The following is a 25,947-nucleotide window of genomic DNA, read 5'->3' on the forward strand; positions in this document are numbered from 1 at the left end:
CACCACCACCGATGCCCTTGGCCTCGGTCAACGCTTTGAAGATCTGCGTGGCACTGTGGTAGTTGATCTGGACGTAGTCGGTCATCAGATCTTCGCGGTTCTCGATGGCGATGCGCGCGTCTTCCTTCTCCTGCTCGAACTTGGCCAGCTCGGACTGCGGCGCAACCCATACCACGCTGCCGTCACGACGCTTGTCCAGGCCCTTGGCGCGCAGCACGATATCCAGCGCCTGGTCCCACGGCACGTTGACCAGGCGCAGGGTCACATTGCCCTGCACCGAGTCGGAGGCCACCACGTTCAGATTCGACTCTTCGGCAATCAACTGCAGCACGGTGCGCACGGGCACGTCCTGGAAGTTGAAGGTCACCGGCTTGCCGGCGAAGCCGCGCTGCGGCACGCCCTTGGCGGCCTGGGTCACGCTGCCGGCAGTGACTGCGCCGACGGCGGCCTGCGCCTGCCGTGGGCTGATCTCCACCACATACTCGTTGCCACTCTGGTAAGCCAGAGACTCGACCGGACCACCCGTGCTCAGCACCAGCTGGGTGCCGGCCCCGGACGGCTTGGCGTCGATGCGCTGCACCGGTGTGGCGAAGTCGGTGACGTTCATCGGCTTCTGCAGGTTGGCCGGCAGGCGCGCGTTGCCGACATCGACAACCACGCTGTTGCCCTGGCTGCGCAGGTCGGGCATGGCGCCCTGGCCGTCGAACTGCAGGATCAGGCGGCCCGCGCCGTCATCGCCACGCTTGAAGTCGATGCGCGAGACCGACAGGCCTGCCGGTGCAGCGGCCGGCGTCGCCGCCAGCGCCGTGCCGGTCGGTTTTTCCGACGGTGCGGCGGCCAGCGCCGGAGCGCAGGCCAGCATCAACGCGACTCCCAGCGCGCTGATGCGGTTCAAGGTGAAGCGCCGGATGGGACGCAGCCCCTTGGCTTGGTGAAAGGTCATCGTGCTATCCCCAGTAAACGATCATTGATCTTCCAGCGCGAGTGTTGCTGGACGTTCCAGCCAGCCACCCGCGCCATCCGGCACCAGTTCGATCAGCTCCACGCGGTCTTCGAAGACCGCGGTGACCCGCCCGTCGCTCTGCCCCAGGTAACCGCCGGGACGCACCCGATAGGTCACCTTGTCCGGCCCCATCACCAGCGCCACGGTGCCGGCGCCTGTTCCGATGGTGCCGACCATGTCCAGCGCGTCCAGCGGGAAGCCTTCCATCGGCTCCTTGCGCCGGTTCGGATCTGGCCGCAGTCCCCCATTCCCCTGCTGCGGGTTGGTCCAGGCATCGGTGAACGGATCGCGCATGCCTTGCGCGGAGTATTCGAAGGTCTCGAACTGCTGCATCACCGGCAGCGGCTCCAGCGGCTGCGCCGGTCGCGCACGCTCGCTTTCGACCCATTTTTCCAGGTTGGGTGCATCACCCGGCGTGCTGGTCACGCCACGGCCGCAGGCGGCCAGCAGCACCACCATCAGCACCACCCCACCACGTGCAATGAAGGAACGGATCACTTCTTCGCCTCCTTGCCCGCTTCAGCCTTCTGCTGTGCCTCGACCTCGGCCTCATCCAGGTAACGGTAGGTCTTGACCGTACCGGACAGTTCCAGGGCTCCGGCGCGGACGTTGCCACCGGTCTTGTCCTTGGGCTTGAGGTTGATGTCGTGCATGGTCAGGATCACCACCCGCGGCAACGAGGCCACGCCGCTGACGAAGGCTCCGAACTGGTGGTAGCTGCCCACCATCCGCAGCTTGATCGGCTTCTCGGCGTAGAACTCCTTGATCTGCTCCTGCTCAGGCTCGAACAACTCATTGGACAGGCCGCTGGACAGCGCGGTCTGCGAGATGTCGATGATCAGGTCCGGCATTTCGGTCTTGCTCGGCAGCTGCCGCAGCATCTGCTGCAGCACCTGCTCCATCTGTGCCAGCTGCTGCTTCAGCGGTTCCAGGTTGACCGCGCGTTCCTGTTCCTTGGTGAACTGGGTGCGCAGCTCGACCTCCTTCGATTCCAACCCGGCCAGTTCCTCGCGCTTGCCGCTGACCAGCAGCATCCACAGCACGAACATGATGACCAGGGCGATCAGCGAGCAGAACACGATCTTCGCGTTCCTCGGCCAGTTGCCGATGTCGTTGAAATCAAGGTTCTTGATGTCGACTTTCCTGCTCATGCGCGATCCCCCTGCAGCGGGGCGTGGAAGGCCTGCGGCGGCTGCGCCAGGCGGCTGCCCTCAGGCTTGGTTGCCGGTGCCGCCGGCGCTGGCGGTGCCGCCGGTGCTGGTGCCTGCGGGGCAGTCGCCGGCGTAGCTGCCGGTGGCGATGCCGGAGTCGATCCCGAAGGCGGTGCAGCAGCGGCAGGCGCCGCAGCGTCGGGCCCGGCACTGAGCGGTGCGACCGGCGGTGCGGCCGGCGCGGTGCCAGCCACACTGCCATCAGGGTTCAGGCCCGGGGTCGTCGCTGTTTCCTCGCTCTGCGCGGGCAGCTTGACCTTGACCTTGAACACATACGGCAATGCCTTGATGTCGGTCACCGGACCAGTTGCACGTCCGTCCTTGTCCTTGTCCGGTTCACGCGCCTCGATGATCGCCAGTTCCGGATTGGTCATCCAGCCGGAGACTTCCAGGTTGCGCATGTAAGCCGAAACGCGTGCATTGGACTGGGTGCGACCTTCCAGGGTCAGCACGTCACCTTCCTGCTGCAGGGCGGTGAGCACCACGCCATCAGGGATGGTACGGACCAGTGCATCGAACAGGTGGACCATCTGCGAACGCTTGGCCTGCAGCTGCTCGATCACCGCCTTGCGGGCCAGCAATCGATTCTTCTGCTCGTCAAGGCGGTCGATTTCCTTGTTCTGCTCCTTGACCTTGTCGATCTCGGTCTGCAGGTAGGCGTTGCGATCGTTCTGCCCGCTGACCTGCATGTCGTAGTAGAACCAGATCAACAGCGACAGCAGCAGGCCACCCAGGGCGGCCATACCCAGCATGATGCCGAACTCGCGCTGGCGTTGCTTGCGCCGTTCGGCGCGCCAGGGCAATAGATTGATGCGCGCCATCAGTCAAAGCTCCTCAGCGCCAGACCGGTCGCGATCATCAGCGCGGGGGCGTCCTGGGCCAGCGCGTGCGCCTGCACCTTCGGCCCCAGGGTCATCTGTGCCAGCGGGTTGGCGACCACGGTCGGCACGCCCAGCTGTTCCTCGACCATCTCCGGCAGGCCTGCAAGGGCGGCACAGCCGCCAGCCAGCACGATGTGATCGACGCGGTTGAATTCGCTGCCGGCGTAGAAGAACTGCAGCAGACGACTGATCTGCTGCACCGTGGCTTCCTTGAACGGCTCCAGCACTTCCATCTCGTAGCTTTCCGGCAGCCCGCCCTGGCGTTTGGCCAGACCGGCTTCCTCGTAGCTCAGGCCATAGCGGCGCATGATCTCGTCGGTCAGCTGCTTGCCACCGAACACCTGTTCGCGGCTGTACAGGCTGCGGCCACCGCGCAGTACGTTGAGGGTGGTCATGGTGGCGCCGATATCGACCAGCGCAACCACGCCCTCGGCCGAAACCGGCAGTTCGCTGGCCACCAGGGCGAAGGCGTTCTCGACCGCGAAGGCCTCCACGTCCATCACCTTGGCCTGCAGGCCACCCAGTTCCAGCGCGGACTGACGCAGTTCCACATTTTCCGAACGCGAGGCTGCCAGCAGCACCTGGACCATTTCCGGGTTGTTCGGGATCGCCCCGATCACCTCGAAGTCCAGGTTCACTTCCTCGATCGGATACGGAATGTAGTTGACCGCTTCCAGCTCGATCTGGGCTTCCATGTCGTTCTCGTCCAGGTCGGCCGGCATCGGGATCACCTTGGTGATCACCGCCGAACCAGCCACGGCCGCAGCGGCCAGCTTGGCCTTGCTGCCGGAACGGTTCATCGCCCGGCGGATGGCCTCTCCCACGGCCTCCACTTCGACAATGTTCTTCTCCACCACCGCGTTCGGCGGCAGCGGTTCCACGGCGTAATGTTCCACACGGAAACGGTTGCCGCTGCGGGAAAGCTGCAACAGCTTTACCGCAGTCGAACTGATGTCGACGCCAATAAGCGGCGACTGACTTTTTGGGATGAGCCCCACGGTTTCTCCCCTGCCGACGGGCACTTGGACGCAAGAGCTGCGTCCGCGCATTAATAACGTATTCTTAGCAAATGGCAACCGCCCTGCTGTGACATCCCTCACAGGATGAACACGCAGCCCCTGGCGTCCCCTTGCACTCCCCAGTGCCGGCCCCAGCCGCCACCTTGCGTAATCTATACTCTGCGACCACGAAATTCGCAATCGGAATCTGACACCGATGACCCGTCTCCGCCGCTGGCTGCGCTGGATCTTTCTTGTTGTCCTGGTCCTGGCGCTGGTCGGAGCGGCCGCCGTTGGCGGCCTGTACTACGCCGTTTCTTCCAAGCTTCCCGACGTGCAGACCCTGCGCGACGTGGAAATGCAGGAGCCGATGTACGTCTACGCTGCCGACGGCAAGCTGATGGCGGTGTTCGGTGAGACCCGGCGTACCCCCATCACCATGAAGGACGTGCCGGAGAAGCTGAAGCAGGCGTTCCTGGCCACCGAGGATGCCCGCTTCTACGAGCACGGCGGCGTGGACTACAAGGGCATCGGCCGCGCGGTGTGGCTGCTGGCCACCACCAACGACAAGCGCGTGCCCGGTGGCTCCACCATCACCCAGCAGGTGGCCCGCCAGTTCTTCCTCAGCTCCGAGTACAGCTACACCCGCAAGCTGGCCGAGATCCTGCTGGCGCGCAAGATCGAGTCCGAGCTGAGCAAGGACGAGATCTTCGAGCTGTACCTGAACAAGAGTTTCTTCGGCAACCGCGCCTACGGCGTCGCCGCCGCCGCCGAGTTCTACTACGGCAAGAAGCTGGGCGAACTGGACCTGGACGAGATGGCCTCGCTGGCCGGCATCCCCAAGTTCCCGTCCTCGGGCAACCCGATCTCCAACCCGGAGCGCGCCCGCCAGCGCCGTGACAACTATGTGCTGCAGCGCATGGCCGACCTGAAGTTCGTCAGCCAGGCCGAGGCCGACGCGGCCAAGGCCGTGCCGATGCACGCCACCGCGCATGAGCCGCCGGTGCAGGTCGATGCGCCTTACGTGGCCGAGCTGGTGCGCCAGGAAATGATCGCCCGCTTCGGCGGCGACGTGGTCAACAAGGGCTACCACGTCACCACCACCATCGACGCGACGCTGCAGACCGCCGCCAACCTGTCGGTGCGCGATGGCCTGCTGCTGTACGACCACCGTCATGGCTGGCACGGCGTCGAGAAGCAGGTACAGCTGGGCGCCGGTGATGACACCGCCGCACTGGCCGAACACCTGCGCGGCCTGTTCGGCCAGGCCGGCCTGCTGCCGGCGATCGTCGCCAGCACCGGCGCCGACGGCAGTGCCACCGTGGTGCTGGCCAACCGCAGCGAGATCGTGCTGCCGGCCGGCGCCGCCAAGTGGACCAACAAGAGCCCGGCCAAGCTGGTGCAGCGCGGCGACATCGTGCGCGTGCGCGCCGGTGCCAAGGAGGGCGAGTGGCTGCTCGACCAGTTGCCGCGCGGCCAGTCCGCACTGGTCTCGCTGGACGCCCATAGCGGCGCACTGAAGGCCCTGGTCGGTGGCTTCAGCTTCTCCGGCAACAAGTTCAACCGTGCCACCCAGGCCCGTCGCCAGCCGGGTTCGAGCTTCAAGCCGTTCGTGTATGCGGCCGCCTTCGACAAGGGTTACAACCCGGCCTCGATCGTGCTCGACGCCCCGGTCGTGTTCCGCGACCGCCGCGGCAAGACCTGGGCGCCGCAGAACGACGGCGGTGGCTTCCGTGGCCCGATGCGCCTGCGTGAGGCGCTGGTGCAGTCGCGCAACCTGGTCTCGGTGCGCCTGCTTGATGGCATGGGCGTGGACTACGCGCGCAAGTACATCAGCCAGTTCGGCTTTGCCGAATCCGAGTTGCCGCCGAACCTGTCGATGTCGCTGGGTACCGCCTCGCTGACGCCGCTGTCGGTCGCTCGCGGCTATGCCGTGTTCGCCAATGGCGGCTCGCGCGTGGACACCTGGCTGATCGACCAGGTGCTCGACCGCGATGGCAACCTGGTGTTCAAGGAAAACCCGGCGATGGCCTGCCGCGACTGCGCCGGCAGCAGCGACCAGCCGGTGAACCAGGTGGTGGACGGCTTCAACTTCGGCGCCCCAGCCCCCAAGGTTGACGCCACCGCCGCCGCCAAGCCGGAAGCCAAGCCCGAAACGCCGGCCGCACCGGTCAACCCGGACGCGCGTACCGCACCGCGTGCCATCGACGCGCGCACCGCGTACCAGCTGGTATCGATGATGCGCGATGTGGTCCAGCGCGGTACCGGCGCACAGGCCAAGGTGCTTGGCCGCGAGGACGTGGGCGGCAAGACCGGCTCCACCAACGATCACCGTGACGCCTGGTTCTCCGGCTTCGGCGGCCCGTACGTGACCACCGTGTGGGTGGGCCGCGACGACTTCCGCTCGCTGGGCTACCGCGAATACGGTGGCAAGGCGGCCCTGCCGATCTGGATCGACTACATGCGCACCGCGCTGAAGGACACCCCGATCGCCCAGAACGAACCACCGAGCGGCATGGTCCAGGCCACCCTCAACGGCGCGGTGGAGTGGGTGAAGGTGGAAGACATGGACCGCCTGACCGACTACGACCTCAACCTGCAGAGCACCCCGCAGGCCGACGCAGCCGCGTTCGATATCTTCTAAAGGTGCAGGTGCGGTGGGTGCCAACCGTTGGTTGGCACGATGGCCCGGCGTTGCCCTGGTAGTCGCCAACCTTGGTTGGCGCCCCGTGCCGACCAAGGTCGGCATCTACCAAAGCGATTGCATCCGGCAGCCGAAGGACTCTGCGGGCATGGCCTGGCCCCGCCCGGCCCTGGTAGTCGCCAACCTTGGTTGGCGCCCCGTGCCGACCAAGGTCGGCATCTACCAGATGCGGTTCAAATACCCACGCAGATGTCACATGCCTGCGCTAGTCTGTAGCCAGGTCGCAACAGGGAGTCATCGCATGCACCGCGCTCACCAGCATGCTGCCAGCCAGACCCGCGAACGGCGTCATCGCCTCGCCCACGAAGCCGCCCGGCTGATGGCCGAAGGCGGAATCCGCGACTTCCACCAGGCCAAACTCAAGGCCGCCAGCCGCCTCGGCATCCACGACGACGCCTCGCTGCCCCGCAACGTCGAGATCGAACAGGCCCTGCGCGAGTACCAGCGGCTGTTCTCCGGCCCACAACACGGCAACGAACTGCAGCGGCGGCGCGAGTCCGCATTGCGTGCGCTGGAGTTTTTGCACGGCTTCTCGCCGCGCCTGGCCGGACCCGTGCTTGACGGCACTGCCGATGCCAACAGCCCCGTGCAGCTGCACCTGCACAGCGACGACCCGGAGGCCGTGCATCGCTTCCTGGACGAACATCGCATCCCCGCCGAATCGCGTACGCGGCGCCTGCGGCTGGACCGCGAGCGCAACCTGGACGTGCCGGTGTGGGTGTTCAGCGCCGAAGAACTGACCTTCGACCTGGCCGTGCTGCCCTACGACGCCCTGCGCCAGGCGCCGCTGTCGCCGGTGGATGAGAAGCCCATGCGCAGGGCGTCGGCCACGCAGTTGCGGCAGTTGCTGGCCGAAATGGAGATCACCGCCTATATCGGCGGATGACCGGCGTAGAGCCGAGCCCATGCTCGGCTCGGGGCTGCCGCGATCTGCGCGGAGAGCAGCCGAGCATGGCTCGGCGCTACGGGAAGATCAGCTTTTCCTCGGACGGGGTCGCCAATCGTGCCAGCCACGGCACCGCAGCACGGTACGGGTACTCGGCCATCATGCGCGCATGCATCTTCTGCAGGTCATGCAGGTTCCAGGCGTGCGAGTACACGTCCTGGAAATCGTCCGCCCAGCCACTGCGCACGCGCATGCGTTCGCCATCAAGATTCGGCACCAGGTACCACGGCACCTGCAGGATCTCGGCCAGTGCCTTGTTGCGTACAGCACTCTCGTGCCCCGACCGCTGCAGCTGTTCGATGCGGAAACTCACGCGGCGGCAGGGAAAAGGCATGCAGGCACCGGTAGCGTTGATGTAATCGGCGATGTCCGCGTACATGTCCGCCTGCAACTTCATCGGTACCGGGTCCTGCAGCGTCTGCCGCACCCGAAGCGTGCGCTGTGTGCTGCCGCGGATCTCCGCGGCACTGTAGAAAGGATGACCCGGCGTCGTGCCGCCGTGACGTACCAGCACGATGCGATGGATCGCTTCGTCGGTCAGCACTTCCACCCGCACGGCGGCGGCTTCCGGATGGATGCGCGGCTGCGGCACGTTCACCACGCGCCAGAACCCCCACACCATCAGCCCCATGCAGATCATCAGCACCAGGCACGCCAGCGTCCACGTATCCATGTCGTGGGTGACGTAGCGGATGCGGGCGCGCCAGACGTAGTAGCGCCGGTAGGTCATGAAGCGGCTCATGAAGTTGTACATCGCAATTTCCTCTGCAATGGCCCCGGCGCGGCGGGGCTCGTTACGCGCACCACACCGGGGCGCCATGGCTTACCAGCCGATGCCCACACCCACGCCCATGCTGCGTTCACCGCTGTTGGTGAATGCACCATTGAGGCTGAAGGTGGCTGAGCCCTTGTCGTTGAGCACGCGCTGATAACCCACCGCCATGGCCGACTCGCCCTCGGCGTAGCCCACGCCCGCGCCGAGTCGGTTGTAGGTGGCCAAGCCAGCGGTGTTCATGGCCATGGCCGTCTGCGCACTGCTCATCGCGGCCATGCGGTTGAAGCGCTTGTCCATCTTGTCCAGGCGGCGTTCGAAATTGCTGATGGCGCCATCGGTGTATTCGTTGGCGCGGGCCAGCATCTTCTCCAGTTCAGCGGTATCGACCTGCGGCGTGGGCGACGGCGTGTCGTCCTTCTTCGACTTCGGCTGCGGCGTAGGCGACGTGCCCTCGCCTGCCGAGGCAACCTGCGGCGAATCGCTGGTTTCCGGCATTGGCGTGACCTGTTCGGTGGGCGCGGCCGAAGCCGTAGCCAGCGCACGCGACTGCGGCTGGCCATCCACGCGCTGCTCCAGGCCATCCATGCGGCCATTGAGCTGCTGCTGCACGGCGTGCAGCTGGCCACCGTTGACCGCCTCGCGGCTGCCGGCCGCGATCAGGCCGTTGGCCACGTTGGAGATGACCATGCCGTTGGCGCCCGCCAGGGTGAGCTGGGCGGTGCCGTCGCTGCGGGTGGAGGGCGTTTCCTGAAATACCGAACGGAGCTGGGTTTCGACGCGGTCCATGCGACTATCAGATTTGACCACCGCGCCATCAAGTGCGGAAAGGGCATCCCCGACGTTGTTCTGCGTACCGCCTTGTACGTTGTAGACGGAGGCGACAACACGACCATTTTCATCGATACGCGCACCACCCCCGAGTGCAGTGAGCGACTCTCTCAGCTGTGCCACGGTGACTGCATCATGCCCACCAGTGCCACGACCAAGGTTCACCAGACGCCGCTTAACCGACCCGTTGCCGAATGAAGCCGTATTCGATTCGGTCGCGATTGAGTAGGACCCCAACGCTAGCGCTCCATCAGCGCCTGCTACCACACGACTCAGCGCGCCGAAGGCCACGCCCTCATTCGCGTAGACATTCGAACCAACGCCCAGGGCAAACCCTCTCTCAGCAGAACCGGCCACGTACGATCCCCGGCCAAGTGCAACCGAGCTATGCCCACCTGCAATCGAATAGCTCCCGATGGCCACACCACCCTCAGAACCGACGGACGCCTTTGCAGAATCGCCCAATGCGACTCCGAGGAAACCGGCCTCGGCATCATTGCTCAGACTGTCAAAACCGACGCTCAGAAAACGCCCTGTCTGCTCCAGCTTTCGCACGCGCATGTTGGTGGAGAACAGCTGCCCACCGTTCACAACGTCTCTGCTTGAAGATGACAGGTCGCCATCTGATACACCGGTCAAAGTTGCACCGCCGTAGTCGATCACGCTGTATGCGTACTCGGCAGTTGAGGCACCAGATGTGCCTGCATCAAGCAGTGCGTTCAGTTCGCTCCTGTTTCGAGCGATATCCTGCTTGGCTGCATACAGCTGGCTACCAGTCACCGCATCACGGCTACCTGCAGCAATACGCCCATCGGCAAGATTCGACAGAACCATACCTTGCGGACCTGCCAGATTCAGTTGACCAATTCCATCCGCCCGGGTCGAGGGCGACTGTTGGAACATCGCACGCAACTGGCCTTCGATGCTCTCTACACGGCTACCGGACCTGACCACTGCACCATCGAGTGCAGCGAGGGCGTCTCCGACATTATTCTGCGTACTGCCCTGTACGCCATAGGTCGGGGAGATGAAAGATCCATTCCCATCCAGACCTGCGCCACCACCCAGCCCTGATACGGATTCGGCAAGCTGGCTGATGGTCACTGCATCGGAATCGCCGATGCCTCTACCGACGTTAACAAGCCGACGCTGAAGATCGTCATGACCGAATGAAACAGTAAACTCTTCCGACGCCAAGGAGCGGCTACCAATAGCCACGCTGTCAAGCGCCCCATACTGCACGCGGCTTTCAGCACCAACTGCAAGCCCCCCTTCAGCCTCCACCAATGACCTGACTCCGAGTGCGAAGGCGCCGGTCGCACCGTCACGAACCGACGCAGCTCGCCCTATTGCGACAGAGTTGGTACCACCCGCAACGGCGTAGCCGCCAACCGCGACTCCTCCCTCACCAGAGACGGACGCCGATGCAGAATCTCCCATGGCTACAGAGAATCTTCCCGCCGACGCCTTCTCCTGATCGCCACCAGCACCTACAGCAATGAACCTACCGGCCCCTTCCAGTGCCGAGATCTTCTGGTTCGTAGCAAACAGCTGCCCGCCATTCACCGCATCCGTGCTGGTCGCAGAACTGATATCCCCCGCCGCCACACCCGATACGCGGGCGCCCGCCATGTCCACCAACCGGCGGTCAGCACTGAACTTCACCACACCATCCAGATCCGGATCGAAGTTGTCGAAGTCCGTACGCAGCGCATCCAATTCGACCCGGTTGTCAGCGATACGCCCGTCCTGATCCGTCAGCTGCTGCGCATGCCCAGCCAGAGCCTGTCGCTGCGTCTCCAGCGTGGTATTGGTCGCAAACAGCTGCTGGCCAGTCACCGCATCGGTGCTGCCCGCACTCAGCGTGCCGTTGGCAATGTTATAGATGCGTCGCTTGGCTCCGGTCTTGTTCGCGACATCCACGATGGTCCCAGTGTTCTCCGCACCCAGACGCACGTTACTACTGGCAGACACCTGGCCCACCAGTCCGCCCAAGGCATCAGCCTTCTGCACAGCGCCATCGGCCACGCCGCGGGCGGCATCGGCCGCCGTCTTGGCCGCGGTTGCGGCGGTGCGCACGCTGGTCACTTCGCTATTGGTGGCATTGAGCTGCTGCCCGGTCACTGCATCCGTGCTGGACGTACTGAGCACGCCATTGGCCAGATTCTGGAGCTTGCGCTTGGCACCACTCTTGTTGGCCACGTCGACGACGGTACCGGTGTTGTCTGCGCCCAGCCGCACGTTTCCACTTGCCGATACCTGCCCCACCAGGCCATCCAGTACCGCCACGCGCGCCTGCGCACCGTCCGCGGTCGCCTTCACAGAAGCCACGCTGGTGTTGGTGGCATGCAGCTGCTTGCCGGTCACCGCTTCACTGCTGGACGTACTCAAGGCGGCATCGGCCACGTTGACCACTTTGCGCTTCAACGAGCCATTGCCCACCGACACCTGATTGGTGGCAGTCGTGGCTGAGCCATTACCGAGCGCAACCGCACCCGCATGCGTCGCATTGGCGCGATCACCAAGGGCCAACGCGCTCTGCGCCGTAGCACTCGCCTGATTACCCAGTGCGGAGGCATACAGGCTGCTGGCTACGGCGCCGCGCCCGACCGCCGTGGCCTGGTTGGCCGACGCGTTGCTCTGGAAGCCCAGTGCCGTTGCGTGCGCGCCTTTGCCGGACGCCTCATGGCCGACGGCAACACCTCGATCACCCGTTGCGACGGCATCCAGCCCAAGCGCCACCGCACCGTTGCCGCTGCGGGTGCCAGCACCGATCGACACCCCTCCGTTGCCACTGATCTTGTTACCCGCGTCGTCCACCGTCGCGCGGGCATCTGCGCCCATGGCCACACTCTTTCCGTTGTAGGCCTTTGCGTTGTTGCCCAGCGCAGTACTGATGCCGTAGCTGGCCTGCTCCGCGACAGCTCCCGCGCCCAGCGCCACGGCGCTGGCGTTCAGCCGCGCGGCCGTTGCGTCGGCTGCTGCCTGCGCCTTGCTGACATTCGTATTAGTCGCGTTGAGCTGCTTACCCGTCACCGCCTCGGTGCTGGTCGTGCTCAGCGCCCCATCCTTCAGGCCGGTGATGCTGCGAACAGCGTTGGACTTGTTGCGCACATCCAACACGGTACCGGTGTTCTCGCCGCCAATACGCACGTTGCCACTGGCCGAGACTTGGCTGACCAGGCCGCTGACCGCATTGGCCTTGGCCAGTGCAGTACTGGCATTGGTGTTGGCCGTGTTGGCCGTGGACTGTGCTGCCGCGGCTGTCGTCTTCGCTGAATCGGCAGCGGTCTGGGCTCTGGTCACGTTGGTGTTGGTGGAATTGAGCTGCTTGCCGGTAACCGCATCGGTACTAGTTGTCGACAGTCGTGCGTCGGCCAGATTCACGATGCGCCGCTTGATCGAACCATTGCCAACAGAGATGGAGTTGGCCTCGTTGGCCAGTGAATGTGATCCAAGCGCGATGCTTCCGGAGGCTGCTGCTTTCGCACCGTAGCCAACTGAAATCCCGTCGTACTCGGAACTGGCAGAACCACCAATAGCGATGGCTCCTGTGTAGCCGCCTGTCCCGGCAAACGCCCCACCACCGATGGCAATTCGCGAGATGCCAGCGGAACTGTCCACTGTCCTTGCACTTCGTCCAATTGCGATGGCGTCATCGCCAATGGCCGTCGCATGGTTCCCCACTGCGATTGAGTATGCACCGAATGCCTTGGAGACGGCCCCCACTGCGGTCGCGTACTGTGAAGTTGCCTGACTGAGGTAGCCAAGCGCGTGTGCGGTCTCGGCTGAGGCAACAGCAGAACTTCCAAGTGCGACCGATGACCGTCCACTGGCGGCGGCCTGACCGCCAATAGCAACTGCACTCATGGCGGATGCCTTTGAATCCCTGCCCATCGCTATGGTGAAGGACTCGGTTGCCTGAGCGTTGGAACCTGCAGCAACACTGTAGGATGCACCGGCAAGCGCCCTCCAACCGAACGCGGTGGAGTAGAAGTCCTCGGACCGCGCATTAGGACCCACTGCCGAACTTCCATAGCCATTGGCCTTGGCTTGATAGCCAAGTTCCAACGCAAGTCCGCCTGCACGTGGCGTAGCTGCGAACAACGAGTATGCAGAAGAAGATCCTGCGCGCACCTCCGCGTTCAGGCACAGCGCCTGCCAGATGGATTCATCGCACTCATCAGCCGCAATGATGTCGCCAGCTTCTGCTGAGGGAACCGCAAGAACAAGCCCAAGCAACACTGCGCCCGCAGCCGTTGACCGCGGCTTACCTCCGGTCGACGCCAGTTCGCTGGCAACAACCCAGCATTGACGGGTTCGATTCCACACACGTCTGTAGATACGGTTCATTGCTTACTCCTTAACAGCCAGTTCAAGTGAAAGCCCACCAGCACCGCTGGCGGGGCTGGGTAATCAACCGGCGCCGGGCGCCAGGGTCTGTACGTGCTCGCGATAGCCATCGCGGGTCAGCCGGTAACGCATCTGCAGCGTGTGTCCCGGCTGTACGGGGAATGGCAGTTCCAACGCACTGCCCGGGTACAGGCTTCGCGAAACGTCGTGCGCGGTGCAGCGGGCGCCATCGCAGTCGGCGATGCTGGTGATGCCCACGCGCACCGTGCCGGTGTTGCGCAGGCGGTTTCCTTCCACCTGCACCGCCATGGCCGGCTGCGCGGGCAGCACATTGACCAGTGCACCCCATATCAGACTGACGCCGACATTGGCCTGTGCGCGCTCGCCCTCGCCTGCGCGCTCAATGGCGTCAGGGCCACGCACGCCTTCGAAGTACACGCGGTAGGCGGTTTCCTTCTCAACCGGCTGCAGCGGAATCACCCGGATCAGGCGATTGCCGCCACCCGCCAGAGCGAACTTGCCGGGGGTGATGGCGATGGCCGCTTCGCCGGGCTCGACCTCGACCTCGTGTTCTTCTGCACCGGCCGGATTGACGATGCGCTTGATCGAGGCCTGCACGTACTGCGGCTGGGTGGACTGCGAGTAGATGCGGATCTGTGCGCCCTTCTTCACGTCGACCGACGTGCGCATGGGATGCACCGTGAGGTTGGCGTGGGCAGGCATCGCCATCAGCAGCGACAAGGGAAGCAGGCAGCGAATGAGAGGCTTCATCGGGGGCTCCATGGGAATCAGGGCGTGACAGTGGGAACGCGCAGTTCCACCTTGAGATCGCCGTCGTAGTAGCCGGGGCGTTTGCTGCTGACCGGCACGCGGGGGGTATCCAGCGTCAGTGGCGTGGGCACGCAGAACACCGGCTGGGTCATGCCGGGCAGCAGCACCAGGCGCAGCTTTGCGGTATCGATGCCGTGCAGCAGTTGCTCCACGCCGTTGCGCAACGGTATGGTGCTGCCGTTGTGATCGAGGGTGACGGTGTAGTCCACGCGCTGCGTGGCGTCGCTGCCGCCGTCGGTATGCCAGACCGAATAGCCGGAAGGCCCCGGAGGACGTGGCCTGCTGTCGCGCACGGTGACGCCCAGGTACTGGCTCTGCGAACCCAGTCCGTCGTACAGGCACATGTCGAGCTGGGTTCGGCCGCCGATGGTCTGTGCGAGCGGGTCGTACTGCAGATTCAGGCCGACGTGTGGTGTGACCTGATCGAACAGCGGGAAGTAGATGGAGACTGCGTTGTAGTCGGTGATGGTGAAGTCGAACTTGAACGAGTAGGTCGCGAGCTGCTGATGTGGAGGCTTCCTTAACGCAAGTACCAGACGTGCCGTCCATCGACCCGCAACCAACTTCTCCAGTTCGGATGGCGGTATGCGAATTTCGGCGCCAGTTCCTGCGGGCATCAGGAAGTTGCACTCTGGAGCACTTGAAGACCACAGCGGCCTGGGTGTCGTGGCCCAGTAGTCCGACTCACATGCGGGAGTTGCTGCAATGCGAAACAGGTCGCCACGCGCTTCTACATCAATCTCCATTCCACTCCGCTGCTCAGTGAAGCGAAGCGGAATCGCACTACTCTTCCCTGAGGGCAGTTCCCCCGTATCTGACTCCGGGCATCTTCCTGAAGACGAGTTAGAGTTTGAGGAGCAAGTCATGTATAGCTGCCCATATGACAGAGTCAGTGCCCTCTCGTAGGCTAGGAGCGTCCGCCGCGGCAGCAGTTCGATGTCGCCCGGTAAGGCTGAGCGGTCCCAAGCCATGCTGATGTCCTGACTGATGTCAATCGGATCTTGATCAGGCGGCCGCTGCGCCATCGCCCGCGGCGCCAACACCACGAGCGCACACAACACCGCCATCACCCACCACACCCGCCGGTTCACTGCACACCTCCCGCGGCCGCGGTCTGAGGCGTGGCGGCAATCAACGCCTGCTCCTGCAGCAGTCGCGTCACTCGCGCCTGATGCCGGATATCAGCAGGCAACTGGGCTACGGCCAGCGGTTCGCACTGCACGGCGCCCACCAGCATCACCACACTGCGGCGCTCGCGCACCTGCAGCGGACAGTGCAGCAGCCGGTCGTCCTGCAGCAGGTACAGCGTCTTCTCGCGTCGTGGGAAGTCGGCCACGAAGCCTCCATTGCTGCCGGTGCCGGGCACTGGCGCGTTGAGAATGCGGGCGCCGCGCAGCGGTGCACCGGCGATGTCGTGGGCGTTGCCGATGAAGGTGTAGGTCACTTCAATCGGCACCGGCATGCGCACCAGCCGCCCAGGCGAGAGGAACAGCGGGCGCGCCCCGCCCACACCGCTCACGCGCACGGCGGCGATGCTGTCCAGTGCGCTGGCGTCCTGCACCTCGGCGCGGTGCGATTGGTAGGCGGACACCGGCAGCAGGCGGCGTTCGCCCAGCTTCAGCCGCTGCCGGCGCAGTCCGCCTACCTGCAGTTCGGCGGCAACGCCGGTCAGGTCCAGATCGTCAGTGCCGTCCACCTGCACCGCCAGCCCGGCATCGGCGCCCACGCCTGCGCCCCAGTACAGCCCGCGCGAGCCGATGGCCAGGCCGGAACTGTGTGTGGCGCTGTACGCCACCTCGTTGCCGCCCTGGTGCTGGTAGCGCGATACCGTGGCACCGGTCTGGCCGATGCGGTTCTGCAGCTGCCCGCTCAGCGTGGCGCTGTAGCGTTCGTTGTTGTTGCCGCGTAGTTCGCCGGACACTTCGCGGTACTGGTCTTCGTACTCCTGGCGCAGGGTCTGGCCGGCGCTGTAGTTGACGTCCGGTCGTGCGTGCTGCGGCTGGCGCACATCCAGGCCGTAGCGACGCTGCGAGCTCCCGCGGTCACCGCGCTGCAGGCGATTGAGGCTGACGTTGAAATAGATGCCGCGGTCGCGGCCATCGCGCAGGCCACCGCCACTGGTCTGCTGCCACACGCCGATCCGGCCGGAGACACTGAACTCTCCCCAGCTGCGGAATCCACGGCGGCAGCAGCGGGTCGAGCCCCGCCATCGGATCATCCCCCAGCCCCGGCTGCACGGTGCCTGCGCGCCAGGTCTGGCGACGGGTGTAGGCCAGATAGGCATTGCCGCCAGCCACCGGCAGCGCCATCGAGGCGCTGAGCGAATCAGCACAACCGAGCCGGTCGCGCGCATCGTCCTCGAACTGGCAGGCGCGGCCACGCATGCGCTGGTGGTACACGTTCCACGAGGCACGGCGACGATACGAAAGCTGATGCTGCTGGCCACGGCTGCCATCGCTGCCGTGCATGCCGCTGAAGGTGGTGCGGATCTCCTGGGTGGCGAACCCATGGCGCAGGTCCAGCCGCAGTTCACCGTAGCTGAAGCCGCCGAGGTCGGCGACACCAGCCGTCACTGCCACGTTGCGCGACACCGGGACGCGCAGGCCGGCCATCGCTGCCAGCTCGTCGTTGAAACGGTCGCTGCGGCGCTCGTTACGGCGGCCGCCCTGCATGAACCACTGCACGCTGCTGTCGGTCCAGTCGCCGCCCTTGTCGAACGGCGCGTCTTCGCTGCGCACCAGTACGCCGTCTTCGTAGATGCGCAGGGTGATGGTGTAGTTGCCCAGCGGGAACCGGCGCGTATCGAGCTGGTTGATACCGGCCTGCAGGTAGAAAGTCTGCAGCAGGCGCTCACCATCGAACGCATCCACGCGTGCATCGCGCGCCAGCAACACGGTGAGCGGCGTGGCCTGCACGGCGGCAGCGGAATCCACGTAGGCCTGCGTGGTACCCAGGCGCAGGCCCTGGAAGCGGTCCATCGGCAGCATGCTGAAACTGAAGGTGCCGCCCTGCGGACTGCTCAGGTTGCGGCGGTCCATGCGCCCGGCCTGCAGGTAGTGCTGCTGCCCCAGGTCATGGCGGTAGTAGGCGTTGTCCAGCTGGAAATCACGGTTGGCACGGCCACCGCGGTAGTGCTGCTGGCTGAAGGTCCAGTCGGCGGACAGGTGCCCGCGCTGGAACACGCCCAGCGCACCCATGCCCTGCGCGGCCAGCGACTGGTAGCCGCGGCCGCCACTGACATTGAGCGTGTGCTGGTGCAGGAAGGCGTTTTCGGCATTGGCGCTGACCTGGTGGTAGCGCTCGGCGGCCGGTTCGCCGGGAATCCATTGGCGGGCGACGAACAGGCGCACGGCGCCCTCGCCTTCGTCATACAGCGCGCGCACGGCGGTGGGCTCCTCGGGGGGATCGATGTAACCGCAACCGGCGCTGGCGCCACCGTAACGGCAGGCCAGATGGCTGTTGCGCGGCAGCGGCTGCGACAGCGCCAGCAGCAACGCAGCCTGTGCCTCGGCGGGCAGCTGCAATGCCTGCAGCGCCTCGGCCGGGGCCTCCAGCTGCACGTGTTCCAGGGTCACGCGCACCGGCACCAGCCCGGTCGAACGACCGAACAGGCGTACCTCGAGTTGTTCGGTCTGGCCTTCGACCAGATCCTCGAAACCGGCGGGAACGCCGCGCGCCGCGACCAGGGGCGTGGCCAACGACAGGGCGAGCGCGACCGCCAGCCGGGTGGCGGCGGGTGCGGGAGATTTCATGGGGGTGTTACCGGAAGCGGCCGGCCCGGCGAGCGGGCCGGCGCGGGCGCCTTACGGGCTGGTGGTCTTCTGCTGCATGGCGATGGTGACGATGCCCTCGTAGGTGCCGCCCCTGGCGATCGGCGCCTGGTTGGTCTGCGCGATACGCAGCGGCATCGGGATCGATGCGCCCTGCAGCGCGCCGTCGAACAGGTCGGAGGCGGCGAAGTCCTGCGCGGCCACGGTCAGCGCCTTGCCGTTGAGGCTGACGGTCAGCGGCACCGGTGCGCCACTGCCATCGGTGTTGAGCAGCTGCGGCGTGCTGCCGACGCGCACTTCGATGTCCTTGTCTTCATCGTTGGAGTAGACGCGCACCTGCTGCGACCACGGCACCAGGCCAGTGACCGGGTTGTGGACCATGTTGACGACCGAATCCAGCGCGGTGCCATCGGCCTTGAGCAGGGCCAGGGTCGGGTCGACATTGGCCCAGACCTTGATGTCGGCGTCGAATGCATGGGCGGACAGCGAAACGGTGGCCAGCGCTGCAGCGAGCGTGGCCTTCTTCAGAATGGCGTGCATGGTTGTCTCTCTCGGACAGGGGGATATGAAAGCTCCCCTCCCCAAGGAGAAAGGGAGGGAAGCGCCGTCCGCAGAGGTGGGTGCGGCCGACGAGAGAATGGTAGGTATGCCTACCCCTCGCCGGCCATTCAAGCATTCCTAAATAGCTGAACGTTAAGGAGATTCCTTGAAGGCGTTCAATGTTTGAGGGTTATGCAAACTTCCTCATTCGGTCTTTGCAACAAACCTCATTGCGCGGCATGCACTTTGCAGAGTCGAGCCATGCTCGACGTACGGGTGCAATGCCGCCGTCTCAACGCGTGCCGACGATCCGCACATGATCCACGTCGATGTCGGTGGGCTTGAAGCGGTGCGTATCCACTTCACCGTGCAGCTCCACCACGGTGGTCGCGCTGACGGCCTGGTGGCTGGGCAGATCCTTGTCGTCGATTTCCACATCGATCTCGCCGGTGGCGTCCTTGAAGCGGTAGCGCTCGTGGCCGATCTTGGCCACCAGCGTGCCCTGCAGCACCACTGGCTGGTCGTCACGCTGGTCGCGCGCCTCGGCCACCGTGGTGACGGCACTGGTGGCGCCGGGGCCAGTGTACTGGGCATAGGCGCCAGCGCTGAGCAGGCTCAAGGAGGTAGCAAAGAGCGCGAGGGTGAGTCGTCGGTTCATGGTGTTCTCCATGCAGGGATAAGTACCCTCAGGTTCTATCGCCTCGAATGTGATGCCCATGCAATAGATCCGAAAAGATGTGAAAACGACATCCCATGTCAGAAATCATTCATTCCGGACCCGACGCGTCTTTCAGGAACGATTCCATGGCCGCCACCAGGGCCAGCGGCGTCTCGTTCATCGGGTAATGCCCGGCATCCTGCAGGACCTCCATCATGGCCTGCCGGTAGCGGCGCAGATAGGTGCGCTCCATCAGTGCACGGTTGAAGGTGGGATCGTACCCACCCACCAGCACCTTCAACCGATGAGTGCCGACGATCTCATTGCTGAAATCGGTATCCGCCCACGCTGGAAGATAGGCAGCAAATGCTGCAGGTGAAGCATGTGCCACCGAATACGCGGCCTTCCAGTCGAGCCATTGCGCCGGCAGCCGTCCGCCAGTACTGCGATCGATGATGGTCCGGCGGATGCTTACGTCTCCGGCTGCGGCTTCGAGCAGGCCTCGCGTCGCGGCGTCGTAGGCAATGCCGCCGCAGGGCACCGGCGCAATGGCCACCATGCCGCACACCCGTTCCGGCGCAAGCGCCGCCATGCGTTCAATGGCCATGCCGCCCATCGAATGACCTGCCACGCTGAAGCGTTCGTGGCCGAGGGACGTCATCAGGTCCAGCGCATCGGAGGCGATCTCGTCGATGGTGTACGCGCCGGGCGCATCGCGCATGCCGCCGTAGCCGCGGCAGTCCATGAAGAGGTAGCTGAAGTCGTCGCGCGACAGCCAGGGCTCGATGGGCTCGAACGCATGCGCGTCGCCGAACCAGCCGTGCACGACCAGGACAGGGTGCGATCCGTGCCCCACGCGATGAAAGGTATTGGCCATGGGATTCCAGTGCAGTTGGGGGAATCCCCGATGCTAGGCATCGCACGTCAGTGGCACCGTCGATGACGGGTCAACCGCTATAGAATCCGGGCCATGCGCAACTCGCTGCTTGATCCCTACGAAGACCTGCCACGCGATGTCGTGGTCACCTCGAATGACTACGCAGCCGAGTCCACGTTTCCCTGCCATGCCCATCGGCGCGGACAGTTCGCGTTCGCTGCGCGCGGCACCATCAGTGTGGCCACGCCGCAGGGGCGCTGGCTGGTTCCGCCACGGCGCGCCTGCTGGGTGCCTGCAGGCCTGGCGCATGAGATGACCATGCGGGGGCCGGTGACGATGCTCAATGCTTTTCTCTCCGCCGAGGCGGCCGACGCAGTGGCGCTGCCGGAGCACTGCCAAGTGTTCGCGGTCTCTGCGCTGTTGCAGCAGCTGCTGGAGGCGGCGGTGGACCTGCCCCCGCTGTATGACGAGGACGGGCGTGCAGGCAAACTGATGCAGTTGCTGGTGGCGGAAATCGCATCTATGCCGGTGCTTTCCCTGCATGCACCGCTGCCTGCCGATGCACGCCTTGCACGTGTCTGTCGTGCCCTGTTCGATACTCCCTCACTGGCGGCCCGCCTTGATGATGTTGCCGCCGAGGCAGGCATGAGCCGGCGCACGTTCACGCGCCTGTTCCGCGCCGATACGGGGGTGGGTTTTGCCGAGTGGCGGCAACAGGTGTGCCTGCTGGTGGCCATCGAGCGGCTGGGACAGGGCCAAGCGGTGACCCGTGTCGCGCTGGACCTTGGCTATGCAAGCCCCAGTGCGTTTTCTGCGGCCTTCCGGCGTGTGCTGGGATGTTCACCGAGCCGGTACGCGGAGGCGTAGCACCGGGCCGGCGTCTGGCTGCCGTGATTTGCTTTTGTAGAGTCGAGCCATGCTCGACTGCTGTTCGCGCTGCGCGCATGGGTCGAGCATGGCTCGACGCTACACATGCTCACGCACAACCGGATGGCATCAGGCCGCCTCGCGGCGGCCTGATGGGTCTCACTCAACAACACGTTCTCAGAAGAAGATCGCGTACAGGATCAGCAGTGGAATCGGTACGCCCAGGAACCAGAGCAGAAGTGTCTTCATGGCAGGTCTCCTTGCATCAGATGCGGATTACAGGTCGCGGCGACGGCCGCCCCAGGTGGCGCTGAGGCTGGCGAAGAACGCGCCGATCAGCAGGGTGATGAACAGCCACAGCGCGGCATAGGCCGTTGCCTTGCGGGCATCGTCGGCAGCCTGCTTGGCGGTGGTCTTGGCCTTTTCCAGCGCAGCACGCATGCGGGTCTGCACGTCGGTCACACGGGCCTGCGCTTCGGCGGGGCTCATGCCCGTCTCGCGCGCGATCAGCTGCGACAGGTACTGGGTATCGGCCGGGTCCAGGCCATCCCCCTGCAGACTGTTGACGATGATGCGGTTCACTTCGGCACGGACTTCGCGGCGGTCCCCCATCGGGCCATTGCCCGGCATCGGGCGCGGCGGCGGGGCCATGCGGGCATCGCGTGGGCCAACGCTGACGGCGGCCGGAGGCGGCGGCGGTGCGGCAGGGCCCATCGGGCCGTTGCCCGGCGCTGCGCCCGGTGCCGGCGGAGCCGGGGGTGCACCGGCGGCGTCCGGGCCCGGCGGGGTGGCGTTGCGGAACAGCGAATCCACCCAGTAGTTGAGGTCGCCTTCCTGACCGCCGGCAGCCGCCGTGCCGACACCGGCAGCAGCAACGCCTGCGGTGGAGACCGCGGCGCCTGCGGTGGCACCGGCCACCTTTGCGCCGGCGCCCAGCACGCCACCGATGGCCGAGGTCAGCAGACCGGCAGTGAGCAGCGTGGCCACGGCCCACGACACAATGCCGTGCGCGGTGTCGCGGAAGTAGGTTTCATCGCCGTGGATCTGCGTCCACTTGGTGCGCAGGCGGCCTGCCAGATAGCCGCCCAGACCGGAAGCGGCCAGCGCGGTGAAGGTGAGCCACGCGACGCTGGTCCAGCCGAAGGTTTCCTTGGAAACGCCTTCGAACGACCACGGCGATACCGAGGACAGGCCGAGGCCAACACCCAGGATAAGCAGGATCAGCGACAGTGCGGCGGCCGCAGCGGCGCCGGCGAAAATGGCGCCCCATGACACCGCGCTTTCGCTGGTGGGCGGCACGATGGGAGTGGTGACGACAGTGGCGACGTCGGGACCAAGCGGGCCGCGCTCGGGTGGGTCGAATCGGGTACTCATGGGGTCGAACGCTCCGTATCAGGTGCTGCGGGTGCAGTTGGTGTCCTGAGGCTGCGCGAGCGCTTGTGAAGCTGATGAGACCCTTGAATCACGCGCTCTTGGCGCGAAGAACATCGTGCCAAGAGCCGAGTAGATCCACGCCATGCGTGGATGATTTTTTGGAGGATGACGTACACGTGCCAACCAAGGTTGGCATCTACCAGAAGCAAAAAAAAACGCCCCGCGATTGCGGGGCGTCTTCAGCACAAACTACGCGGGGCGATCAGCCCTGGTAGTCGCGCACGTCGTGGCCGGTGTAGACCTGGCGCGGACGGCCGATCTTCATTTCCGGGTCGACCTGCTGTTCCAGCCAATGCGAGACCCAGCCGGAGGTACGGCCCAGGGCGAACATGACGGTGAACATCTCGGTCGGGATCTGCAGCGCCTTGTAGATGATGCCGCTGTAGAAATCGACGTTCGGGTACAGCTTGCGGGCGACGAAGTACTCGTCCTGCAGCGCGGCCTGTTCCAGCTTCACGGCCACGTCCAGCAGCGGATCCTGCACGCCCAGCTGCTTGAGCACCTTGCCGGTCATCTCGCCGATGACCTTCGCGCGCGGGTCGAAGTTCTTGTACACGCGGTGGCCGAAGCCCATCAGGCGGAAGCCGGAGGTCTTGTCCTTGGCCTTGAGCACGGCCGATTCGACGTTGTCGGCCGAACCGATCTCTTCCAGCATCTTCAGCACGGCTTCGTTGGCACCGCCGTGAGCCGGTCCCCACAGCGCGGTGACGCCAGCGGCGACCGACGCGTATGGGTTGGCACCGGTCGAACCGACCAGACGCACGGTCGAGGTCGACGCGTTCTGCTCGTGGTCGGCGTGCAGGATGAACAGCAGATCCAGCGCCTTGACCACGTCCTGGTTCAGTTCGTACTTGCCATCGGCCGACTCGAAGGTCTGCTTCAGGAAGCGGCTGACGTAGTCCAGCGAGGTGTCCGGCTTGTTGGCCGGCAGGCCCTTGCCATGGCGGTAGATCAGCGCCGACAGGGTCGGCACCTTGGCGATCAGGCGCACGGCGGCCTGGCGGCGCTGTTCGGCGTCGGACAGGTCCAGCGAGGCATGGTAGATGCCCGACAGCTGCGCGATGGCGGCGGTCAGGATGGCCATCGGATGGGCATCCTTGGCGAAGCTGCCGATCAGGGTGTTGATCGACTCATCGACGTTGGCTTCGGCAGCCAGCTCGTCGGTGAAGGCCTTCAGCTGCTCGGCGCTCGGGCGCTCGCCGTTGATCAGCAGGTAGGCCACTTCGACGTAGCTCGACTTCTCCGACAGCTGCTCGATCGGGTAGCCGCGATACAGCAGCACGCCCTTGTCGCCGTCGATGTAGGTGATGGCAGACTTGCAACTGGCCGTCGCGGTGAAACCGGAATCGTAGGTGAAATACCCCGTTTCCTTGGTCAGCTTCGCGATGTCGACGCAGTCGTTGCCGAGGGTGGGTTTGATGACGGGCAGAACGACCGACTTATCGCCGGCGTTGAGCGTGACCTGATCAAGATCGGACACTGTGTGCGCTCCTTCATGGGAAGGCGCCTGCCCAAGCGCATTGGTCAGGCACGTGAATGACGTCCTCGGCCTGTGCCGGGGATCAGGTCATTATCGCACAGCAGCATTTGCCGGGCGCTAGACAGAAGTCGTAGACGACAGGCAGCCGGCACCCTGCCAGCGAGCGGCCTGGATCGGCAAACGCGTTGTCACAAGGACGCAGTGTTCCGTCCATCCAAACGACCGTTGGGTAGGCGCTGGACAAAAACAAACGGCCGCGCAGAGCGCGGCCGTCGGTTCGAACCGGGTACGACGTATCAGCGCGCGTAGCGCTTCTGGAACTTGTCGATACGGCCCGAGGTGTCGATGACCTTGTGCTTGCCCGTGTAGAACGGATGCGAAGCCGAGGAAATTTCAACCTTCACCAGCGGGTAGTCGTTGCCGTCTTCCCACTTGATGGTTTCCTTCGTCGCCATGGTCGAGCGGGTCAGGATCTTGAAATCGGAGGTGACGTCATGGAAGACGACGTCGCGGTAGTTCGGATGGATATCGGCCTTCATGGGCTCACACCGTAAATGGGCTGGTGGTCAAGAGCGGCATTATAAGCACTGGTTGCCGCCCGGGGCAACCAGTGCGCGGGGCGGATCTCAGTCCGCACCCAGGGCCTGGCGTACCAGGGCCTCGAAACGCCCCTGGTCGTAGGCCATCAGCAGATCGCAGTTGTCCGGCTGGCCGGTCTGGCGGTTCCAGTCGACGATGGTGGCGCCACGGCTGAACGTTCCGTTCAGCTCCACATTCAGCGGCCGCGACTCGACCTGCAGCTGCCCTTCCGGGTTCAACGCCCAGGCCATGGCCAGCGCATCGGCGGTGTACCAGCGCCCGCCCTTGCTGTCTTCGGACAGGCCACGGGTCTTGCGCGAGATCAGCTCGTAGAAGCGCGCGCGATCGGAATCGGCGCCCAGCCACTGCTCGGCTTCGGCCAGCGGCAGGCCGTGGGCAACGGTGGCTTCCCAGTCCGACACCAGCAGGTGCGGGAACGCGGTGAACACCACGTGCGCGGCTTCCGGATCGAAGGCGATGTTGAATTCGGCGGCGGGGGTGATGTTGCCGTGGCAGGTGACTGCGCCGCCCATCACCACGATGCGCTTGATGCGCTGGGGCAGCGTCGGGTCGAGCTTCAGCGCCAGCGCCAGGTTGGTCAGCGGGCCGAGCATCACCAGCATCAGTTCGCCGGCATGTTCGTGCGACAAACGCAGGATCGCCAGCGCGGCGTGCTCGGCATCGGCCTGGCGGCTCGGCGGCGGCAGGTCCACGTCGCCGTAGCCATCGCGGCCATGCACGTGGGCGGCGTCAACGGACGGATGCAGCAGCGGATCGGGGCTGCCGGCGAACACCGGCACGTCGGCGCGGCCGACGATGTCGCAGAGCTTGAGCGCGTTGCGGACGGTGTACTGCAGGCCTACGTTGCCGGCGGCGATGGTCAGGGCGACCACGTCATGACGTTCATCGGCGAAGGCCATCAGCAGGGCCAGTGCGTCGTCGACACCGGGGTCGGTATCGATCAACAGCGGGATCTTCTTGGTCATCGTTGCCGTCTTCAGATCGGCAACGAAGTGTGGACCGGGAAGATGACCGTTGCAAGTATGGGGGTTCGGCAGGGCTGCGCCCTGCACCCGCAGAGGCCGGAGCAACGGCAACGGCAAAAGCTGGCATTCCGTGGGATGGCGGGGTGGGCCCGGTTGCGGGGGACGCCGTGAATACATCCCTGTAGGCTCGGGCGCGCCATCCCTGGCTCTCACTCCCCCGCACCCC

Annotated in this window: 19 protein-coding genes and 1 pseudogene; 3 read left to right on the forward strand and 17 right to left on the reverse strand. The window is 65.1% G+C overall.

What is annotated here, in order from left to right; translation table 11 throughout:
• The 5 genes from GIW57_RS21105 to GIW57_RS21125 all read right to left on the reverse strand — a co-directional run.
• Window positions 1–943 (reverse strand): AMIN domain-containing protein (locus GIW57_RS21105; RefSeq protein WP_236512679.1); only part of this gene is annotated, 943 nt, incomplete at its 3' end.
• 21 nt (window positions 944–964) lie between these two features.
• The gene (locus GIW57_RS21110; protein WP_236512680.1) at window positions 965–1,501 is read right to left on the reverse strand and encodes a pilus assembly protein PilP; all 537 of its coding nucleotides are present in this window, start codon (window positions 1,499–1,501) and stop codon (window positions 965–967) included.
• Window positions 1,498–2,154 (reverse strand): type 4a pilus biogenesis protein PilO, encoded by a 657-nt coding sequence (gene pilO, locus GIW57_RS21115; RefSeq protein WP_236512682.1) that lies wholly within the window; start codon window positions 2,152–2,154, stop codon window positions 1,498–1,500. Before pilO ends, GIW57_RS21110 begins: the two co-directional genes overlap by 4 nt.
• Complete coding sequence (locus GIW57_RS21120; protein WP_236512684.1) at window positions 2,151–3,035, reverse strand: PilN domain-containing protein; 885 nt, start codon at window positions 3,033–3,035, stop codon at window positions 2,151–2,153. Before GIW57_RS21120 ends, pilO begins: the two co-directional genes overlap by 4 nt.
• On the reverse strand, window positions 3,035–4,093 hold the full coding sequence (locus GIW57_RS21125) for a pilus assembly protein PilM (RefSeq protein ID WP_032951624.1): 1,059 nt from the start codon (window positions 4,091–4,093) through the stop codon (window positions 3,035–3,037). The genes GIW57_RS21120 and GIW57_RS21125 overlap by 1 nt, the downstream gene beginning before the upstream one ends.
• Before the next feature lie 217 nt (window positions 4,094–4,310).
• On the opposite strand from GIW57_RS21125, the gene GIW57_RS21130 reads away from it, so the two are divergent.
• On the forward strand, window positions 4,311–6,737 hold the full coding sequence (locus GIW57_RS21130) for a penicillin-binding protein 1A (RefSeq protein WP_236512685.1): 2,427 nt from the start codon (window positions 4,311–4,313) through the stop codon (window positions 6,735–6,737).
• 301 nt (window positions 6,738–7,038) lie between these two features.
• On the forward strand, window positions 7,039–7,683 hold the full coding sequence (locus GIW57_RS21135; RefSeq protein ID WP_100460222.1) for a hypothetical protein: 645 nt from the start codon (window positions 7,039–7,041) through the stop codon (window positions 7,681–7,683).
• A gap of 76 nt (window positions 7,684–7,759) precedes the next feature.
• Here the strand turns inward: GIW57_RS21135 and GIW57_RS21140 are convergent, their stop codons facing one another.
• The 8 genes and pseudogenes from GIW57_RS21140 to GIW57_RS21175 form a co-directional block, all read right to left on the reverse strand.
• On the reverse strand, window positions 7,760–8,497 hold the full coding sequence (locus GIW57_RS21140; protein WP_236512687.1) for a hypothetical protein: 738 nt from the start codon (window positions 8,495–8,497) through the stop codon (window positions 7,760–7,762).
• Between the two features lie 69 nt (window positions 8,498–8,566).
• Window positions 8,567–13,699, reverse strand: coding sequence for an ESPR-type extended signal peptide-containing protein (locus GIW57_RS21145; RefSeq protein WP_236512688.1), 5,133 nt, complete (start codon window positions 13,697–13,699; stop codon window positions 8,567–8,569).
• A 63-nt stretch (window positions 13,700–13,762) separates the two neighbouring features.
• Window positions 13,763–14,470, reverse strand: a complete 708-nt coding sequence (locus GIW57_RS21150) for a pilus assembly protein (protein ID WP_236512689.1) — start codon at window positions 14,468–14,470, stop codon at window positions 13,763–13,765.
• A 17-nt stretch (window positions 14,471–14,487) separates the two neighbouring features.
• Window positions 14,488–15,597 (reverse strand): CfaE/CblD family pilus tip adhesin, encoded by a 1,110-nt coding sequence (locus GIW57_RS21155; RefSeq protein ID WP_329605778.1) that lies wholly within the window; start codon window positions 15,595–15,597, stop codon window positions 14,488–14,490.
• A 20-nt stretch (window positions 15,598–15,617) separates the two neighbouring features.
• A pseudogene (locus GIW57_RS21160) lies at window positions 15,618–18,282 on the reverse strand (TcfC E-set like domain-containing protein).
• 51 nt (window positions 18,283–18,333) lie between these two features.
• Window positions 18,334–18,840, reverse strand: coding sequence for a CS1 type fimbrial major subunit (locus GIW57_RS21165; RefSeq protein ID WP_236512692.1), 507 nt, complete (start codon window positions 18,838–18,840; stop codon window positions 18,334–18,336).
• A 292-nt stretch (window positions 18,841–19,132) separates the two neighbouring features.
• Complete coding sequence (locus GIW57_RS21170; protein ID WP_100460228.1) at window positions 19,133–19,498, reverse strand: NirD/YgiW/YdeI family stress tolerance protein; 366 nt, start codon at window positions 19,496–19,498, stop codon at window positions 19,133–19,135.
• A 109-nt stretch (window positions 19,499–19,607) separates the two neighbouring features.
• Window positions 19,608–20,375 (reverse strand): alpha/beta hydrolase, encoded by a 768-nt coding sequence (locus tag GIW57_RS21175; protein ID WP_236512694.1) that lies wholly within the window; start codon window positions 20,373–20,375, stop codon window positions 19,608–19,610.
• Window positions 20,376–20,468: 93 nt separating this feature from the next.
• On the opposite strand from GIW57_RS21175, the gene GIW57_RS21180 reads away from it, so the two are divergent.
• A complete protein-coding gene (locus tag GIW57_RS21180) occupies window positions 20,469–21,242 on the forward strand; it encodes a helix-turn-helix transcriptional regulator (RefSeq protein ID WP_236512696.1) in 774 nt (257 codons plus the stop codon).
• Window positions 21,243–21,518: 276 nt separating this feature from the next.
• On the opposite strand, the gene GIW57_RS21185 is transcribed toward GIW57_RS21180, so the two are convergent.
• From GIW57_RS21185 to GIW57_RS21200, 4 genes are all read right to left on the reverse strand, one after another.
• On the reverse strand, window positions 21,519–22,616 hold the full coding sequence (locus GIW57_RS21185) for a hypothetical protein (protein ID WP_236512697.1): 1,098 nt from the start codon (window positions 22,614–22,616) through the stop codon (window positions 21,519–21,521).
• Window positions 22,617–22,878: 262 nt separating this feature from the next.
• Complete coding sequence (locus tag GIW57_RS21190) at window positions 22,879–24,156, reverse strand: citrate synthase (protein ID WP_025874217.1); 1,278 nt, start codon at window positions 24,154–24,156, stop codon at window positions 22,879–22,881.
• Window positions 24,157–24,452: 296 nt separating this feature from the next.
• Window positions 24,453–24,695: a type B 50S ribosomal protein L31 gene (locus tag GIW57_RS21195; RefSeq protein ID WP_010484049.1), complete on the reverse strand. Its 243-nt coding sequence runs from the start codon at window positions 24,693–24,695 to the stop codon at window positions 24,453–24,455.
• Between the two features lie 87 nt (window positions 24,696–24,782).
• Window positions 24,783–25,721 carry a nucleoside hydrolase gene (locus tag GIW57_RS21200; protein ID WP_236512698.1) on the reverse strand — a complete coding sequence of 313 codons (939 nt, stop codon included), beginning with the start codon at window positions 25,719–25,721 and terminating at the stop codon, window positions 24,783–24,785.
• Window positions 25,722–25,947: the final 226 nt, after the last annotated feature.

It is taken from the genome of Stenotrophomonas sp. PA-6-5C, assembly GCF_021605635.1.
GTDB classification, from domain to species: Bacteria; Pseudomonadota; Gammaproteobacteria; order Xanthomonadales; family Xanthomonadaceae; genus Stenotrophomonas; species Stenotrophomonas lactitubi.

Bases quoted from the DNA above. Each gene is read 5' to 3' on its own strand.
- GIW57_RS21165 (WP_236512692.1), bottom strand. From the start codon at position 18,840: ATGCACGCCATTCTGAAGAAGGCCACGCTCGCTGCAGCGCTGGCCACC.
- pilO (WP_236512682.1), bottom strand. From the start codon at position 2,154: ATGAGCAGGAAAGTCGACATCAAGAACCTTGATTTCAACGACATCGGC.
- GIW57_RS21195 (WP_010484049.1), bottom strand. From the start codon at position 24,695: ATGAAGGCCGATATCCATCCGAACTACCGCGACGTCGTCTTCCATGAC.
- GIW57_RS21150 (WP_236512689.1), bottom strand. From the start codon at position 14,470: ATGAAGCCTCTCATTCGCTGCCTGCTTCCCTTGTCGCTGCTGATGGCG.
- GIW57_RS21200 (WP_236512698.1), bottom strand. From the start codon at position 25,721: ATGACCAAGAAGATCCCGCTGTTGATCGATACCGACCCCGGTGTCGAC.
- GIW57_RS21170 (WP_100460228.1), bottom strand. From the start codon at position 19,498: ATGAACCGACGACTCACCCTCGCGCTCTTTGCTACCTCCTTGAGCCTG.
- GIW57_RS21135 (WP_100460222.1), top strand. From the start codon at position 7,039: ATGCACCGCGCTCACCAGCATGCTGCCAGCCAGACCCGCGAACGGCGT.
- GIW57_RS21180 (WP_236512696.1), top strand. From the start codon at position 20,469: ATGCGCAACTCGCTGCTTGATCCCTACGAAGACCTGCCACGCGATGTC.
- GIW57_RS21130 (WP_236512685.1), top strand. From the start codon at position 4,311: ATGACCCGTCTCCGCCGCTGGCTGCGCTGGATCTTTCTTGTTGTCCTG.
- GIW57_RS21145 (WP_236512688.1), bottom strand. From the start codon at position 13,699: ATGAACCGTATCTACAGACGTGTGTGGAATCGAACCCGTCAATGCTGG.
- GIW57_RS21155 (WP_329605778.1), bottom strand. From the start codon at position 15,597: ATGGCGGTGTTGTGTGCGCTCGTGGTGTTGGCGCCGCGGGCGATGGCG.
- GIW57_RS21120 (WP_236512684.1), bottom strand. From the start codon at position 3,035: ATGGCGCGCATCAATCTATTGCCCTGGCGCGCCGAACGGCGCAAGCAA.
- GIW57_RS21175 (WP_236512694.1), bottom strand. From the start codon at position 20,375: ATGGCCAATACCTTTCATCGCGTGGGGCACGGATCGCACCCTGTCCTG.
- GIW57_RS21185 (WP_236512697.1), bottom strand. From the start codon at position 22,616: ATGAGTACCCGATTCGACCCACCCGAGCGCGGCCCGCTTGGTCCCGAC.
- GIW57_RS21140 (WP_236512687.1), bottom strand. From the start codon at position 8,497: ATGTACAACTTCATGAGCCGCTTCATGACCTACCGGCGCTACTACGTC.